Origin of the sequence: Streptomyces sp. NPDC050658, assembly GCF_044457025.1 — a bacterium.
Lineage (GTDB): Bacteria > Actinomycetota > Actinomycetes > Streptomycetales > Streptomycetaceae > Streptomyces.
In genome coordinates this window covers 43783-59759 of the sequence record NZ_JBITGM010000005.1, presented here as the reverse complement: position 1 = coordinate 59759, position 15977 = coordinate 43783, and the positions used below count along the sequence as shown (strand labels likewise).

Annotated in this window: 14 protein-coding genes; all 14 read left to right on the top strand. The window is 69.0% G+C overall.

Translation table 11 applies throughout. From position 1 onward, the window contains the following. Nucleotides 1-69 precede the first annotated feature (69 nt). Complete coding sequence (locus ACIBKX_RS18745) at nt 70-1359, top strand: homoserine dehydrogenase (RefSeq protein ID WP_363275266.1); 1290 nt, start codon at nt 70-72, stop codon at nt 1357-1359. Between the two features lie 6 nt (nt 1360-1365). Beyond that, entirely contained in the window at nt 1366-2424 is a 1059-nt protein-coding gene (thrC, locus tag ACIBKX_RS18740) for a threonine synthase (protein ID WP_363275198.1), read from the top strand. Between the two features lie 287 nt (nt 2425-2711). Beyond that, nucleotides 2712-3629 (top strand): homoserine kinase, encoded by a 918-nt coding sequence (gene thrB / locus ACIBKX_RS18735; protein WP_363275197.1) that lies wholly within the window; start codon nt 2712-2714, stop codon nt 3627-3629. A 396-nt stretch (nt 3630-4025) separates the two neighbouring features. Next, the gene (gene rho / locus ACIBKX_RS18730; protein WP_363275196.1) at nt 4026-6035 is read left to right on the top strand and encodes a transcription termination factor Rho; all 2010 of its coding nucleotides are present in this window, start codon (nt 4026-4028) and stop codon (nt 6033-6035) included. Between the two features lie 336 nt (nt 6036-6371). Continuing rightward, a complete protein-coding gene (locus ACIBKX_RS18725; RefSeq protein ID WP_363275195.1) occupies nt 6372-7493 on the top strand; it encodes an LCP family protein in 1122 nt (373 codons plus the stop codon). 190 nt (nt 7494-7683) lie between these two features. Further along, complete coding sequence (rpmE, locus tag ACIBKX_RS18720; protein WP_098244794.1) at nt 7684-7905, top strand: 50S ribosomal protein L31; 222 nt, start codon at nt 7684-7686, stop codon at nt 7903-7905. A 125-nt stretch (nt 7906-8030) separates the two neighbouring features. Further along, entirely contained in the window at nt 8031-9107 is a 1077-nt protein-coding gene (gene prfA / locus ACIBKX_RS18715; protein ID WP_363275194.1) for a peptide chain release factor 1, read from the top strand. A gap of 35 nt (nt 9108-9142) precedes the next feature. Further along, a complete protein-coding gene (gene prmC, locus ACIBKX_RS18710) occupies nt 9143-9988 on the top strand; it encodes a peptide chain release factor N(5)-glutamine methyltransferase (protein WP_363275193.1) in 846 nt (281 codons plus the stop codon). A 62-nt stretch (nt 9989-10050) separates the two neighbouring features. After that, nucleotides 10051-10698: an L-threonylcarbamoyladenylate synthase gene (locus tag ACIBKX_RS18705; RefSeq protein WP_363275192.1), complete on the top strand. Its 648-nt coding sequence runs from the start codon at nt 10051-10053 to the stop codon at nt 10696-10698. Continuing rightward, complete coding sequence (locus ACIBKX_RS18700) at nt 10695-11336, top strand: protein-tyrosine-phosphatase (protein WP_363275191.1); 642 nt, start codon at nt 10695-10697, stop codon at nt 11334-11336. Before ACIBKX_RS18705 ends, ACIBKX_RS18700 begins: the two co-directional genes overlap by 4 nt. A gap of 95 nt (nt 11337-11431) precedes the next feature. Then, nucleotides 11432-12673 (top strand): serine hydroxymethyltransferase, encoded by a 1242-nt coding sequence (gene glyA / locus ACIBKX_RS18695; protein WP_363275190.1) that lies wholly within the window; start codon nt 11432-11434, stop codon nt 12671-12673. Between the two features lie 130 nt (nt 12674-12803). Further along, nucleotides 12804-14159, top strand: a complete 1356-nt coding sequence (locus ACIBKX_RS18690) for an MraY family glycosyltransferase (protein ID WP_363275189.1) — start codon at nt 12804-12806, stop codon at nt 14157-14159. A 261-nt stretch (nt 14160-14420) separates the two neighbouring features. Then, nucleotides 14421-14858 (top strand): hypothetical protein, encoded by a 438-nt coding sequence (locus tag ACIBKX_RS18685; RefSeq protein ID WP_363275188.1) that lies wholly within the window; start codon nt 14421-14423, stop codon nt 14856-14858. 276 nt (nt 14859-15134) lie between these two features. Beyond that, nucleotides 15135-15905, top strand: coding sequence for a F0F1 ATP synthase subunit A (gene atpB / locus ACIBKX_RS18680; RefSeq protein WP_135331187.1), 771 nt, complete (start codon nt 15135-15137; stop codon nt 15903-15905). The last annotated feature ends 72 nt before the right edge of the window (nt 15906-15977 follow it).

Sequence of the window (15977 nt, the reverse complement as noted above, 5' to 3'; positions counted from 1 at the left end):
CCGGTCCGGTGGGTGAGACTGGTCCCATCGTTTAGATGTAACGAGAAGTATGAGAAGTGAGGTCGGATGATGCGTACGCGTCCGCTGAAGGTGGCGCTGCTGGGCTGTGGGGTTGTCGGCTCAGAGGTGGCGCGCATCATGACGACGCACGCCGACGACCTCACAGCCAGGATCGGCGCCCCGGTGGAGCTCGCCGGGGTCGCCGTCCGCCGTCCGTCGAAGGTGCGGGAGGGGATCGACCCCGATCTCATCACCACTGATGCGACCGCGCTGGTCAAACGGGGGGACATCGACGTCATCGTCGAGGTCATCGGCGGCATCGAGCCCGCCCGCACCCTCATCACCACCGCCTTCGAGCACGGTGCCTCCGTCGTCTCCGCCAACAAGGCGCTCATCGCCCAGGACGGCGCCGCGCTGCACGCCGCCGCCGAGGAGCACGGGCGGGATCTTTACTACGAGGCCGCCGTCGCCGGTGCCATTCCGCTGATCCGGCCGCTGCGCGAGTCCCTCGCCGGGGACAAGGTCAACCGGGTCCTCGGGATCGTCAATGGGACCACGAACTTCATCCTCGACGCGATGGACACGACGGGGGCGGGTTACCAGGAAGCCCTCGACGAGGCCACCGCTCTCGGGTATGCCGAAGCCGACCCGACCGCCGACGTCGAGGGCTTCGACGCCGCCGCCAAGGCCGCGATCCTCGCCGGCATCGCCTTCCACACCCGTGTGCGTCTCGACGACGTGTACCGGGAAGGAATGACCGAGGTCACCGCCGCCGACTTCGCTTCCGCGAAGCGCATGGGATGCACCATCAAGCTGCTCGCCATCTGTGAGCGGGCCGCGGACGGCGGCTCCGTCACCGCGCGCGTCCACCCCGCGATGATTCCGCTCAGCCATCCGCTGGCGTCCGTGCGCGAGGCGTACAACGCCGTCTTCGTCGAGGCGGAGGCCGCGGGACAGCTGATGTTCTACGGGCCCGGCGCCGGTGGCTCGCCCACCGCGTCCGCCGTCCTCGGCGACCTCGTCGCCGTCTGCCGCAACAAGCTCGCCGAGGCCACCGGACCCGGCGACTCCGCGTACACCCAGCTGCCCGTGAGCTCCATGGGCGAGGTCGTCACGCGGTACCACATCAGCCTCGACGTGGCCGACAAGCCGGGTGTCCTCGCCCAGGTCGCGACGGTCTTCGCCGAGCACGGCGTATCGATCGATACGGTCCGCCAGACGGGCAAGGACGGCGAGGCATCCCTCGTCGTCGTCACCCACCGCGCGCCCGACGCCGCCCTCAGCGGCACCGTCGAGGCGCTGCGGAACCTCGACACCGTGCGTGGTGTCGCCAGCATCATGCGGGTTGAAGGAGAGTAACCAGCAATGACCCACCAGTGGCGCGGAATCATCGAGGAGTACCGGGACCGTCTTCCGGTCTCCGACACGACGCCGGTCGTGACGCTTCGCGAGGGCGGCACGCCGCTCGTACCCGCGCAGGTGCTCTCCGAGCGCACGGGCTGCGAGGTCCATCTCAAGGTCGAGGGCGCCAACCCGACCGGGTCCTTCAAGGACCGCGGCATGACCATGGCGATCACCAAGGCCAAGGAGGAGGGCGCGAAGGCCGTCATCTGCGCCTCCACCGGCAACACCTCGGCCTCCGCGGCCGCCTATGCCGTACGCGCCGGGATGGTCTGCGCGGTCCTCGTGCCGCAGGGCAAGATCGCGCTCGGCAAGATGGGCCAGGCGCTCGTCTACGGCTCGAAGATCCTCCAGGTCGACGGCAACTTCGACGACTGCCTGAACCTCGCGCGCGGGCTTTCGGAGAACTACCCCGTGGCCCTGGTCAATTCGGTGAACCCGTTCCGCATCGAGGGGCAGAAGACCGCCTCCTTCGAGATCGTCGACGCGCTCGGCGACGCCCCGGACATCCACGTCCTTCCGGTCGGCAACGCCGGCAACATCACGGCCTACTGGAAGGGCTACAAGGAGTACGCCGCCGACTCGGTGTCGACCCGTACCCCCCGGATGTGGGGCTTCCAGGCCTCCGGGTCCGCGCCCATCGTGCGGGGTGAAGTGGTCAAGGACCCGTCGACCATCGCCACCGCGATTCGCATCGGCAACCCCGCTTCGTGGGACTTCGCACTTGCCGCGCGCGACGAGTCGGGCGGCTTCATCGACGAGGTGACGGACCGTGAGATCCTGCGCGCCTACAAGCTGTTGGCGTCCCAGGAGGGTGTCTTCGTCGAGCCTGCGTCCGCCGCGTCCGTCGCCGGTCTGCTGAAGGCCGCCGAGCAGGGCAAGGTCGACAAGGGCCAGAAGATCGTCTGCACGGTCACCGGAAACGGCCTGAAGGACCCCGACTGGGCCGTCGCAGGCGCCCCGCAGCCGGTCACCGTGCCGGTCGACGCGGTCGCCGCCGCCGAGCGCCTCGGCCTGGCGTAACCAACGGCCGTAACCACGGCCGTATCCACGGGCGTAATCCTGGGCATGTCCCCAGGCATAACCCCGGGGAAAACCCGCAACTCCCCACAGGGGGTGCACAGGGGGCTTACGACACGCATCGTGCGCCTCCTGTGCGCCCTATGTCGCCACAGAACCTTCCTTCGATAGGCTGTACCGAACCCGCCCCGCCGCATATGCCGCGGTGCCGCCGTGTATCGGCCTTCGGGTACTGCCTCACATGTGGCACGTCCTCCAAAAGATCGCAGCTCAAGGAGAGTCATCGAGCGATGGCCGGTCCCGCCTTCCGCGCCGCCGCCGTCCGGGTGCGCGTCCCCGCCACCAGCGCCAACCTCGGGCCGGGCTTCGACGCCCTCGGCCTGTCGCTGGGGCTGTACGACGACGTCGTCGTCCGAGTGGCCGATTCCGGACTGAACATCGACATCGCAGGTGAGGGCAGCGAGACGCTCCCGCGCGACGAGTCGCATCTGCTTGTACGTTCCCTGCGTACCGCCTTCGACCTGCTCGGCGGACAGCCGCGCGGGCTCGAAATCGTCTGCGCCAACCGCATTCCGCACGGCCGGGGCCTCGGCTCCTCGTCCGCGGCCATCTGCGCCGGAATCGTCGCCGCGCGCGCCGTGACGATAGGCGGTGACGCCCGGCTCGACGACAACGCCCTGCTGGAACTCGCCACCGAGATCGAGGGCCACCCCGACAACGTCGCCGCCTGTCTGCTCGGCGGCTTCACGCTCTCCTGGATGGACGGGGGAGCGGCCCGGGCGATCAGGATGGACCCCGCCGATTCCATCGTTCCGGTGGTTTTCGTACCGGGGAAGCCGGTCCTCACGGAAACCGCGCGCGGACTCCTTCCGCGCACCGTCCCGCACGTGGACGCGGCCGCCAACGCCGGCCGGGCCGCCCTGCTCGTCGAGGCGCTGACCAGGCGCCCCGAGCTGCTGCTGCCCGCCACCGAGGACCGACTGCACCAGGAGTACCGCGCGCCCGCCATGCCGGAGAGCGCCGCCCTGGTGGACCGACTGCGCGCGGACGGCGTCCCCGCGACGATCTCCGGCGCGGGACCCACGGTCCTCGCGCTGGCCGATGAGAGTACGGCCGACAAGGTCGCACGCCTCGCGGGCGAGGGCTGGGCGGCCAACCGTCTGGCGCTCGACGCGAGCGGGGCGAGCGTGCTGCCGCTCGCGCCTTGACGCAGTGACCTCCGGGTAACCGGATTTGGAGAGGGGGAATGTTTGTTGGATCCGGTAGTGTTAACCTCAAGTCTGCACCCGACCCCACCATGGCGAGGTGCTTCGTGTCCCCGTCCGGGACATCCATCCTTCCGGGAGCCTCCCAAACTGCTTCGTGCATTGCACTGAGTGCAGCGCACTGAGCAGTGCCGAGCACGCTCCGGAACCGGCGTGACCGAGCCGAGTGACACCGCACCTCAGTGGCACCTCACCGGGACTCGCCATCACCAGTGAATTCTTCCGCCGCGCATTGGCGGACCACCGCCCCGGCCAGGTCCACACACCAAGGGACCGCCGGACAGCACAACCGGTCGCCGAGCCAGACAGGCCGACGTCCGCTCCAGGGAAGGACCCTTCGTGAGCGACACCACCGATCTGATGGGCGTGACTGCCGACACGCCCGCCACGGACGCCTCTGCGGCGCCTGCCACCGGTGCTTCGGCCGGGTCCCGGCGGCGCCGCGGCACCGGCCTCGAGGGCATGGTGCTGGCGGAACTGCAGCAGGTCGCATCCGGCCTCGGTATCAAGGGCACCGCGCGGATGCGCAAGAGCCAGCTGATCGAGGTCATCAAGGAGGCGCAGGCCGGCGGGGGCGCCCCCGCGAAGAGTGCCGCGCCGTCCACGGACGCCGAGACCAAGCCGAAGCGCCGCGCCACCTCCAAGGCCCGCACGGGCGAGGACGCGGCTGCCGGCGCCAAGGCCGAGAAGGCCGAGAAGGCGGAGACCACCGCGGGCGGCAAGGCCGAGGAGGCCGTCACCCAGCAGCAGATCGACATCCCGGGCCAGCCCGCGGGTGCCGACAAGGGCGAGCGTCGGCGCCGCCGGGCCACCGCGGACGCGGGCAGCCCCGAGACCGTCACCGCCGAGGCGAAGAGCGAGCCCAAGGCCGAGGCCAAGCAGGACGCGCAGGCCGAGGGCCGCGGCGAGGGCGACGGCGGCGCGGAGGGCCGCCGGGACCGCCGTGACCGCCAGGGCCGTGGCCGCGACCGCGACCGCCGGGGCGGCAACAAGGGCGACGACCAGCAGGGCGGTGGCCGTCAGGACCGTCAGCAGGGCGGTGGCCGGCAGGACCGCCAGGACCGTCAGGGCCGGGACAACGGACCGCAGGACGACTTCGACGACGAGGCGGGCGGCCGTCGCGGGCGTCGCGGCCGGTACCGCGACCGCCGTGGCCGCCGTGGGCGCGACGAGTTCGGCGCCAACGAGCCGCAGGTCTCCGAGGACGACGTACTGATCCCCGTCGCGGGCATCCTGGACATCCTCGACAACTACGCGTTCATCCGTACGTCGGGCTACCTTCCCGGCCCGAACGACGTGTACGTGTCGCTCGCCCAGGTCCGCAAGAACGGTCTGCGCAAGGGTGACCACGTCACCGGCGCGGTCCGTCAGCCCAAGGACGGCGAGCGCCGCGAGAAGTTCAACGCGCTCGTCCGCCTCGACTCGGTCAACGGCATGGCGCCCGAATCCGGGCGCGGGCGCCCGGAGTTCAACAAGCTGACGCCCCTTTACCCGCAGGACCGGCTCCGCCTGGAGACCGACCCGGGCATCCTGACCACCCGCATCATCGACCTCGTGTCGCCGATCGGTAAGGGTCAGCGAGGGCTGATCGTGGCGCCGCCGAAGACCGGCAAGACCATGATCATGCAGGCGGTCGCCAACGCGATCACCACCAACAGCCCCGAGTGCCACCTGATGGTCGTCCTGGTCGACGAGCGTCCGGAAGAGGTCACCGACATGCAGCGGTCGGTGAAGGGCGAGGTCATCTCCTCGACCTTCGACCGCCCGGCCGAGGACCACACCACGGTCGCCGAGCTGGCCATCGAGCGCGCCAAGCGTCTCGTCGAGCTGGGTCACGACGTGGTCGTCCTGCTCGACTCGATCACGCGTCTGGGCCGTGCCTACAACCTGGCGGCGCCCGCCTCCGGCCGCATCCTGTCCGGTGGTGTCGACTCGACCGCGCTCTACCCGCCGAAGCGCTTCTTCGGTGCCGCGCGCAACATCGAGGACGGCGGCTCGCTGACCATCCTGGCCACCGCGCTCGTCGACACCGGCTCGCGCATGGACGAGGTGATCTTCGAGGAGTTCAAGGGCACCGGCAACATGGAGCTCAAGCTCGACCGGAAGCTCTCGGACAAGCGCATCTTCCCGGCGGTGGACGTCGACGCGTCCTCCACCCGCAAGGAAGAGATCCTGCTCAACAGCGAAGAGCTGGCGATCGTCTGGAAGCTGCGCCGGGTGCTGCACGCGCTCGACTCGCAGCAGGCCATCGAGCTGCTTCTCGACAAGATGAAGCAGACGAAGTCGAACGCCGAGTTCCTGATGCAGATCGCGAAGACGACGCCGACGCCGGGCAACGGCAACGACTAGTCGTAGCGACACAGCAGCGCGAAAAGGGCCGCCCCCGTCATCCGACGGGGGCGGCCCCTTTCGTATGCCCATAGGCCAAAGGGCCTGACGAGAGACCTTGGCCACACACATAAGAGATTCTCACGGTCACGGGCAGTAGCCCGGTCGGCGAAGAATTCGCAGGTGGGACGCTTGAAGGAGGAAGTGGAGTGCACGATGCGTCACCCGTGCGCTCCGGGGGCGCACACAACGCGCTGTGCAACCCTTCAAGCGGTTTGCACGTCTGACAAGTGACGACAAAGCCACGCCTGACCCTGAAAGCAGGGGGTAACCGACCCGACGAGGACTGAGGAGCACATGACCGACGAGACCGCGCCCGAGGATACGAAGCCCCAGCGCGCCCGAGGCGGTGGCGGCCGGCGCCGCAAGCCGCGCACCAGGCGGCACAAGGCCCTCGTCATCACGGTGTGGACCGCCGCATCGGTGATCGTGCTCGGCGGTGCCGGCCTCGGCTTCGTGTACTTCAAGCTCAACGGCAACATCAGGGGCGTCGACATCAACGCGGCGCTCGGCACCGACCGCCCCGCGAACGTCGACAACGGCTCGCAGGACATTCTGGTGCTCGGCTCCGACTCCCGCTCCGGGGACAACGGGAAGTACGGCAAGGACGAAGGCGCGGCCCGCTCCGACACGGCGATGATCGTGCACGTCAACAAGGGCCACAAGTCGGCCAGCGTCGTCTCCATACCCCGCGACACCCTGATATCCCGCCCCGAGTGCAAGACCGAGGACGGCGGGACCGATCCGGGCGGCCAGCGGCAGATGTTCAACACGGCGTACGAGGTCGGCGGCCCGGCCTGCGCCGTCAAGACCGTCGAGAAGATGTCCGGCATCCGCATGGACCACTACATCGAGGTCGACTTCACGGGCTTCAAGAAGCTCATAGACACCCTCGGCGGCGTCGAGATCACCACCAAGAAGGCGATCAACGACAAGGACAGCCACCTCAACCTGGAGGCCGGCAAGCACCAGCTGACCGGCGAGCAGGCACTCGGCCTCGTCCGCACCCGGCACGGCGTCGGCGACGGCAGCGACCTCGGCCGCATCCAGCTCCAGCAGGCCTTCATCAAGGCCCTGCTCAACCAGGTCAACGACATCGGCCTCTTCGGCAACCCGAAGAAGCTGTACGACCTCGCGGACGACGCGACCAGCGCCATCACCACTGACTCCGACCTGAACGACGTCAAGAGCCTCGCGAGCTTCGCGAACGGCCTCAAGGGCATCGGCGCGGGCGACATGCACATGGTCACAATGCCGATCCAGTACGACCCGGCCGACCCCAACCGCGTACTGCCCCTGGAGAAGGCCGACCAGCAGGTCTGGGCCGCGCTCAAGGCCGACAAGGCGATACCGAAGTCCGCCACCGAGCAGTCCGCGGGCGACAAGGGCGACGCGAGCGACGTCGTGACGAGCAACTGAACCGTCGCGACCAGTGACTTAACCGTCGTGACCAGCGGCTGAGCCCCGGGAAAGCCCGCCGGGAATAGATCCGTGCCCACCCCGGTTTGGGCAGATGCGACCAGTCCTGGCAGACTGGTACGTCGGCCCCGGTTCACGTACGAGCAATCCGCGCGTACGACCCGGCGCCCTCCCGAAACTAGGAGACACCTTGAAGCGCGACATCCACCCCGAGTACGTCGAGACGCAGGTCAGCTGCACCTGTGGCGCGTCGTTCACCACCCGCAGCACGATCTCCAGCGGCACCGTCCGTGCCGAGGTCTGCTCCGAGTGCCACCCGTTCTACACGGGCAAGCAGAAGATCCTCGACACCGGTGGCCGCGTGGCCCGCTTCGAGGCCCGCTTCGGCAAGGCTGCCGGCGCCAACAAGTAGCGAGCCACTGCGCCGGTCTTCGGCCGCCCTCGGGAGGGGGTGGCCGGGACCGGCGCTTTTGCCGTCCCGCAGCCGAATTCGCGTAGAACCTTCGCGTTGAGAACGCAGAAAACCAGGAGCCCCCGATGTTCGAGGCGGTCGAGGAACTGATCGGCGAGCACGCCGATCTGGAGACGAAGCTCGCGGACCCCGCGGTCCACGCCGACCAGGCCAACGCGCGCAAGCTCAACAAGCGCTACGCCGAGCTGACCCCGATCGTGTCGACGTACCGCGCCTGGAAGCAGACCGGCGACGACATCGCGACGGCCCGTGAACTCGCCGCGGAGGACCCGGAGTTCGCCGCCGAGGTCAAGGACCTGGAGCGGCAGCGCGAGGAGATCACCGAGAAGCTGCGGCTGCTCCTGGTGCCGCGCGACCCGTCCGACGACAAGGACGTCATCCTCGAGGTCAAGGCCGGCGCCGGCGGCGACGAGTCGGCTCTCTTCGCCGGCGACCTCCTGCGCATGTATCTGCGGTACGCGGAGCGCGTGGGTTGGAAGACCGAGATCATCGACGCCACCGAGTCCGAGCTGGGCGGCTACAAGGACGTCCAGGTCGCCGTGAAGACCAAGGGCGGCCAGGGCGCGACCGAGCCCGGCCAGGGCGTCTGGGCCCGCCTCAAGTACGAGGGCGGTGTGCACCGCGTGCAGCGCGTGCCCTCCACCGAGTCGCAGGGCCGCATCCACACCTCCGCCGCCGGTGTCCTGGTGACGCCGGAGGCCGAGGAGATCGACGTCGAGATCCACGCGAACGACCTGCGGATCGACGTCTACCGCTCCTCGGGACCCGGCGGCCAGTCCGTCAACACGACCGACTCCGCGGTGCGCATCACGCACATTCCCACCGGAGTCGTCGCCTCCTGCCAGAACGAGAAGAGCCAGCTGCAGAACAAGGAGCAGGCGATGCGTATCCTGCGCTCCAGGCTCCTCGCCGCGGCCCAGGAGGAGGCGGAGAAGGAGGCGGCGGACGCCCGTCGCAGCCAGGTCCGCACGGTCGACCGGTCCGAGAAGATCCGTACGTACAACTTCCCGGAAAACCGGATCTCGGACCACCGCGTCGGCTTCAAGGCGTACAACTTGGACCAGGTGCTCGACGGAGACCTCGACGCGGTCATCCAGGCCTGCGTCGACGCGGACTCCGCCGCCAAGCTCGCGGCCGCGTAAGCACCCGACAACCGCACTGCCCCCGGAGGACCAGCGTGAACCTGCTGCTCGCGGAAGTGGCCCAGGCCACCCAGCGGCTGGCCGACGCCGGCGTGCCCTCGCCGCGCAACGACGCCGAGGAGCTCGCCGCGTTCGTGCACGGCGTGAAGCGGGGCGAGCTGCACGCCGTCAAGGACGGCGACTTCGACGCGCGCTACTGGGAGGCGATCGCCCGCCGCGAGGCCCGCGAGCCGCTCCAGCACATCACCGGGCGTGCCTTCTTCCGCTACCTCGAACTCCAGGTGGGGCCCGGTGTCTTCGTGCCGCGCCCGGAGACCGAGTCGGTCGTCGGATGGGCCATAGACGCCGTGCGCGCGATGGACGTCGTCGAACCGCTCATCGTCGACCTGTGCACCGGCTCGGGCGCCATCGCGCTCGCCATGGCGCAGGAGGTGCCGCGCTCGCGGGTGCATGCCGTGGAGCTGTCCGAGGACGCCCTCAAGTGGACGCGGAAGAACGTCGAGGGGTCCAGGGTCAAGCTCGTCCAGGGAGACGCCAGGGAGGCCTTTCCCGAGCTCGACGGCCAGGTCGACCTCGTCGTCTCCAATCCGCCGTACATCCCGCTCACGGAGTGGGAGTACGTCGCTCCGGAGGCCCGCGACTACGACCCGGAGCTGTCGCTCTTCTCCGGGGAGGACGGCCTCGACCTGATCCGCGGCATCGAGCGCACCGCGCACCGGCTGCTCCGCCCCGGCGGCGTCGTCGTCATCGAGCACGCGGACACCCAGGGCGGCCAGGTCCCGTGGATCTTCACCGAGGAGCGGGGCTGGGCCGACGCGGCCGACCACCCCGACCTCAACAACCGCCCGCGCTTCGCGACGGCCCGCAGGGCGATGCCGTGAGGACCGCGACTTCTGACCAGCAGTACCTGGACCAGCAGTACCTGTACGAGGAGGCCCGCTAGATGGCACGGCGATACGACACCAACGACGCGACCGACCGTACGACCGGTCTGCGCGAGGCCGCGTCCGCCGTCCGCCGTGGCGAGCTGGTCGTGCTGCCCACCGACACCGTCTACGGCATCGGTGCCGACGCCTTCACGCCGGAGGCCTGTGCGGATCTCCTGGACGCCAAGGGCCGGGGCCGCAATATGCCCACCCCTGTCCTCATCGGCTCCCCGAACACGCTGCACGGCCTGGTCACCGACTTCTCCGAGCAGGCCTGGGAGCTCGTCGACGCCTTCTGGCCGGGCGCCCTGACGCTGGTCGCCAAGCAGCAGCCGTCGCTGCAGTGGGACCTCGGGGACACCCGCGGCACGGTCGCCATCCGCATGCCGCTGCACCCCGTCGCCATCGAGCTGCTCACCGAGGTCGGCCCCATGGCCGTCTCGTCCGCCAACCTCACCGGACACCCGGCTCCCGAGGACTGTGACGCCGCGCAGGAGATGCTCGGGGACTCCGTCTCCGTGTACCTGGACGGCGGCCCGACGCCGGGCATCGTCCCGTCCTCGATCGTCGACGTGACCGGGAAGGTGCCGGTGCTGCTGCGTGCCGGTGCGCTGACCGCGGAGGAGCTCCGCAAGGTCGTACCCGACCTCGAGGTGGCGAATTGACAGCCCCTGAGACGGGGCGTGGCATAGCGGCTTACCGGGACTCGTTCCGCATCCTCCACGTCAGCACCGGCAATGTGTGCCGCTCGCCGATCACCGAGCGGCTGACCCGGCATGCCCTGGCGGACCGCCTCGGCGACCCCTTCACCGGCGGCCTGATCGTGGAGAGCGCGGGCACCTGGGGGCACGAGGGCGCGCCCATGGAGACCAACGCCGAGACGGTCCTCGCGGACTTCGGGGCGGACGCCTCCGGCTTCATGGGCCGTGAGCTGCTCGACGACCACGTCATCCGGGCGGACCTCGTCCTGACGGCGACGCGGGACCACCGGGCGCAGGTCATCTCGATGGGCCACTCGGCGGGCCTGCGCACCTTCACCCTCAAGGAGTTCACCCGCCTGGTCCGCGCCATAGACCCGGCCACGCTGCCGGACCCCGAGGGCGGCATGGTCGAACGGGCTCGCGCGCTGGTCCGCGCGGCGGCGGCGCTACGGGGCTGGCTCCTCGCCCCGAGCGTCGAGGCGGACGAGGTGTACGACCCGTACGGGGCACCCCTGCCCTTCTTCCGCTCGGTGGGCGACGAGATCAACGAGGCACTCGATCCGGTGGTGACGGCACTGACGGGAGTCCGGGCAAAGGCTTGAACCTTTCCCCGGCCCGCCCACGGCGGCGCGCGAGGGGCGTGGGGCAGGCCTACATTGGAGGGACTTCCATACCTCCGCGAGGCCCGGAGCCCATCATGTCGGTCACCATGGAAACGCTGCCCCCCGCGGGAGCGGACGCGCTGCGGCGCGAGGACCCGCAGATGGCCGAGATCCTGCTCGCCGAGGCCGAGCGGCAGGCGACCGGCCTGCAGCTCATCGCCGCCGAGAACTTCACTTCACCGGCGGTCCTCGCGGCCCTCGGCTCACCCCTCGCCAACAAGTACGCCGAGGGCTACCCCGGCGCCCGCCACCACGGCGGCTGCGAGCTGGTGGACGTCGCCGAGCGCATCGCCATCGACCGCGCCAAGGCCCTCTTCGGCGCCGAGCACGCCAATGTGCAGCCGCACTCCGGATCGTCCGCCGTCCTCGCCGCGTACGCCGCCCTGCTGCGCCCCGGCGACACCGTCCTCGCCATGGGGCTGCCGTACGGCGGACACCTCACGCACGGCTCGCCCGCGAACTTCTCCGGCCGCTGGTTCGACTTCGTCGGGTACGGCGTCGACCCCGAGAGCGGCCTCATCGACTACGAACAGGTGCACACCCTCGCCCGTTCGCACCAGCCGAAGGCGATCGTCTGCGGGTCCATCGCCTACCCCCGGCACATCGACTACGCGGCCTTCCGCGACATCGCCGACGACGTGGGCGCCTATCTCATCGCCGACGCCGCGCACCCCATGGGCCTGGTCGCCGGGGGAGCGGCCCCCACCCCCGTGCCGTACGCCGACGTCGTCTGCGCCACCACCCACAAGGTGCTGCGCGGCCCGCGCGGTGGCTTGATCCTGTGCGGGGCCGAGCTGGCGCAACGTATCGACCGGGCGGTCTTCCCGTTCACCCAGGGCGGCGCCCAGATGCACACCATCGCCGCCAAGGCCGTGGCGTTCGGCGAGGCGGAGACCCCCGCCTTCACCGCGTACGCCCATCAGGTCGTCGCCAACGCGAGAATCCTCGCCGAGGCCCTGGCCGCCGGGGGCTGTCTCATCTCCACCGGCGGCACCGACACCCATCTGATCCTGGTGGACCCGGCCCCCCTCGGCGTCGACGCGAGCACCGCCCGCGGCCGTCTCGCCGCCGCGGGAATCGTCCTCGACACCTGTGCCCTGCCGTACGGCGACGGGCGCGGACTGCGGCTCGGCACGGCCGCCGTCACCACGCAGGGCATGGGCGACGCCGAGATGGTGCGCATCGCCGGGCTCTTCGTCGACGCGCTGCGCGAGGACCCGGGAGCACGAGAGGAAGTGCGCGAATTGGCGGGCAGATTTCCGCCGTATCCGGGCTAGGTCGGGGTAGACGCGTCCGGGAAGGGCGCGTACTCGTGCAACCATCGTCGCTACCCGGAAGTCCCCAGCCATATGCCCGCAGAGCTAGGCTGTGGGGCTGAGATGGCCAGCGATACCTGTGGGGAAGCCCGTGCGTGAATACCTGCTGACGCTCTGCATCACGGCCGCGGTGACTTACTTGCTGACCGGCCCGGTGCGGAAGTTCGCGATCGTGGCCGGCGCCATGCCGGAGATCCGCGCCCGCGACGTGCACCGGGAGCCCACGCCCCGGCTCGGCGGGATCGCGATGTTCTTCGGCCTGTGCGCGGGTCTGCTCGTCGCCGACCACCTGCCGAACCTGAACGACGTCTTCGAGCGGTCCAACGAACCGCGCGCGCTGCTCTCCGGCGCCGCGCTGATCTGGCTGATCGGCGTCCTCGACGACAAGTTCGAGATCGACGCGCTGATCAAGCTGGGCGCCCAGATGATCGCCGCGGGCGTCATGGTCATCCAGGGTCTGACGATCCTGTGGATCCCCGTGCCGGGCTACGGAATGGTCCTTCTGGACCAGGGGCAGGGCACGCTCCTGACGGTCGCCCTGGTGGTCATCACGATCAACGCGGTGAACTTCGTGGACGGCCTCGACGGCCTGGCCGCGGGCATGGTCTGCATCGCCGCCACCGCGTTCTTCCTGTACGCCTACCGCCTCTGGTACGGCTACGGCATCGAGGCCGCGGCCCCCGCGACGCTCTTCGCCGCGATCCTGATCGGCATGTGCCTGGGCTTCCTGCCGCACAACATCCATCCCGCCAGGATCTTCATGGGGGACTCCGGCTCGATGCTGATCGGCCTGGTCCTCGCGGCCGGCGCGATCTCGGCCACCGGGCAGATCGACGGCGACGCCCTGAAGCTGAACTTCGGCGGCACCCGCGATGCCACGCACGCGATGCTCCCGGTCTTCATCCCGCTGCTGATGCCGCTGACGATCATCGCCATCCCGTTCGCGGACCTGGTCCTCGCGATCGTCCGCCGTACGTGGAACGGCAAGTCGCCGTTCGCCGCCGACCGGGGCCACCTGCACCACCGGCTCCTGGAGATCGGCCACTCGCACAGCCGCGCGGTGCTGATCATGTACTTCTGGTCCGCGCTGATCGGCTTCGGCACGGTCGCGTACTCGGTGCACTCCACCAGCATGTGGATCCTGCTGGCGATCGTGGCGCTGAGCGCCGTGGGTCTGGTGCTCCTGCTGCTTCCGCGCTTCACTCCGCACATCCCGGGCTGGGCCGAGTCCTTCGTGCCGCCGCGCTACCGGCGCCGCCGGGCCGCGAAGCTGGAGGCAGCCGCGGCGAGCGATGAGACGAACGCGACAGCCGGGACGGCTGAGCAGAGGGAGACGGAAGTGGAGTCGGACTCCCGTCCTCCGGTCGGCGCAGCCGTCAACGGAGCGACCGCCGTGGGCACCCGCTCGCGCTTCGAGGATCGGCACAGGGCCGAGTCGTCGAGCTGACGCCGACAGCCAAACGGTCCCAATACCAGACAAGTCACCCCGCTGCATGCACAGACGCGCGGATTAGCTCTCATGTGTGACAGCGAGCACACCTGACAGGTAAAGACCTCATCAAATAGTTTGTGATACCGTTCACGAAACCAGGGGATAGAGCCGAAGGACCGTAGTGCGACGGTCCACCGGCCCGAGGGACGCTCTCGACCCCGGACTACGCTCGTCCATGACGACACCCTGCCCCCATCAGTAAGCGGAGCTGCCGCCATGCCGTCTCAAGACACCCGAACTCTCCTGCAGACCGCCGTGCCCACGGCTGCCGCCGGCGCGATCGTCGCCGCCGTCAGCGCTGTGGTCGCCGGCGGCAAGGGAGCGCTCGGCGCTGTCGTCGGCACTCTGGTGGTCATCGCCTTCATGGGCCTCGGAATGTTCGCACTGCAGCGGACGGCCAAGTCGCTTCCCCATCTTTTCCAGATGATGGGGCTGCTGCTCTACGTCCTCCAACTGCTGCTGCTTCTCGTCTTCGTGGCCCTTTTCAAGGACACCACGCTGTTCAACCCCAAGACCTTCGCAGTGGGCCTTGTGGTGGCGACCGTCGTATGGATGGCGTCGCAGGCTCGCGCACACATGAAGGCCAAGATCCTTTACGTCGATCCCGACTCCGGGCAGCAGGACAAGCCGGAGAAGTCGGGGTCCTCGACGTGAAGGGTAGGGCCGGGATAAATGCCCGTTCGAGATGCTGCTATCGTCCGGTGCCAACTGCGGCACTGCTGGCGCGGGCATCTGAGCTGACGCCTGCACGATCGCGAGGCTCGATGCCTGAACGCCGCGCCCACATCCGAAACACCAGTCTGGTGCCGAATCGCGGCTTCGCGCCGCGCCGACACGACAACGAGGTTGCCGTACCTATGCGTCACGCCGAAGGAGCCCGCGGTGAGTGCTGACCAAACTGAGCTCGCCTTTGACTGGAGCTGTCGGATCATGTCCGACAACGGCTGTGGCTTCCCGGCTCCGGGCCTGCACTCGTTCCTCTTCAAGCCGATCTTCGAGGTCGGCGGGTTCGAGTTCAACAAGGTCATGCTGCTCGCCCTGCTGACCACGCTCGTCGTCGTCACCTTCTTCTACTCGGCGTTCGGCAAGGCCAAGGTCGTCCCGGGCAAGCTGCAGATGATCGGTGAGGCCGGCTACGACTTCGTACGCCGCGGCATCGTCTACGAGACGATGGGCAAGAAGGAGGGCGAGAAGTACGTCCCCCTGATGGTCTCGATGTTCTTCTTCATCTGGATCATGAACATCTGGTCCGTGATCCCGCTGACCCAGTTCCCGGTCTCGTCGATCTTCGCGTACCCGGTCGTCCTGGCCGCGATCGTCTACTTCATCTGGGTGCCCCTGACGTTCAAGCGCCACGGTTTCGTCGGCGGCTGGAAGAACATCACCGGCTACGACAACTCGCTCGGCCCGATCAAGTGGCTCGTCTCGTTCATCGAGTTCTTCTCGAACCTGCTGGTCCGGCCGTTCACGCACTCGGTGCGACTCTTCGCCAACATGTTCGCCGGTCACCTGATGCTGGTGATGTTCACCGTCGCCTCCTGGTACCTGCTGAACAGCTTCATGATCCCGGCGGCCGGTGTCTCCTTCGTGATGACCATCGCCATGATCCTCTTCGAGCTCTTCGTGCAGGCGGTTCAGGCGTACGTCTTCGTGCTGCTCTCCGCCACCTACATTCAGGGCGCTCTCGCCGAGCACCACTGAGTGCCCCCCCGGCTCTCTAGCCCCCCAGATCGCCCGGTGGCCAACCCCCACCGGTCCTTGAAAGAGAAGGAA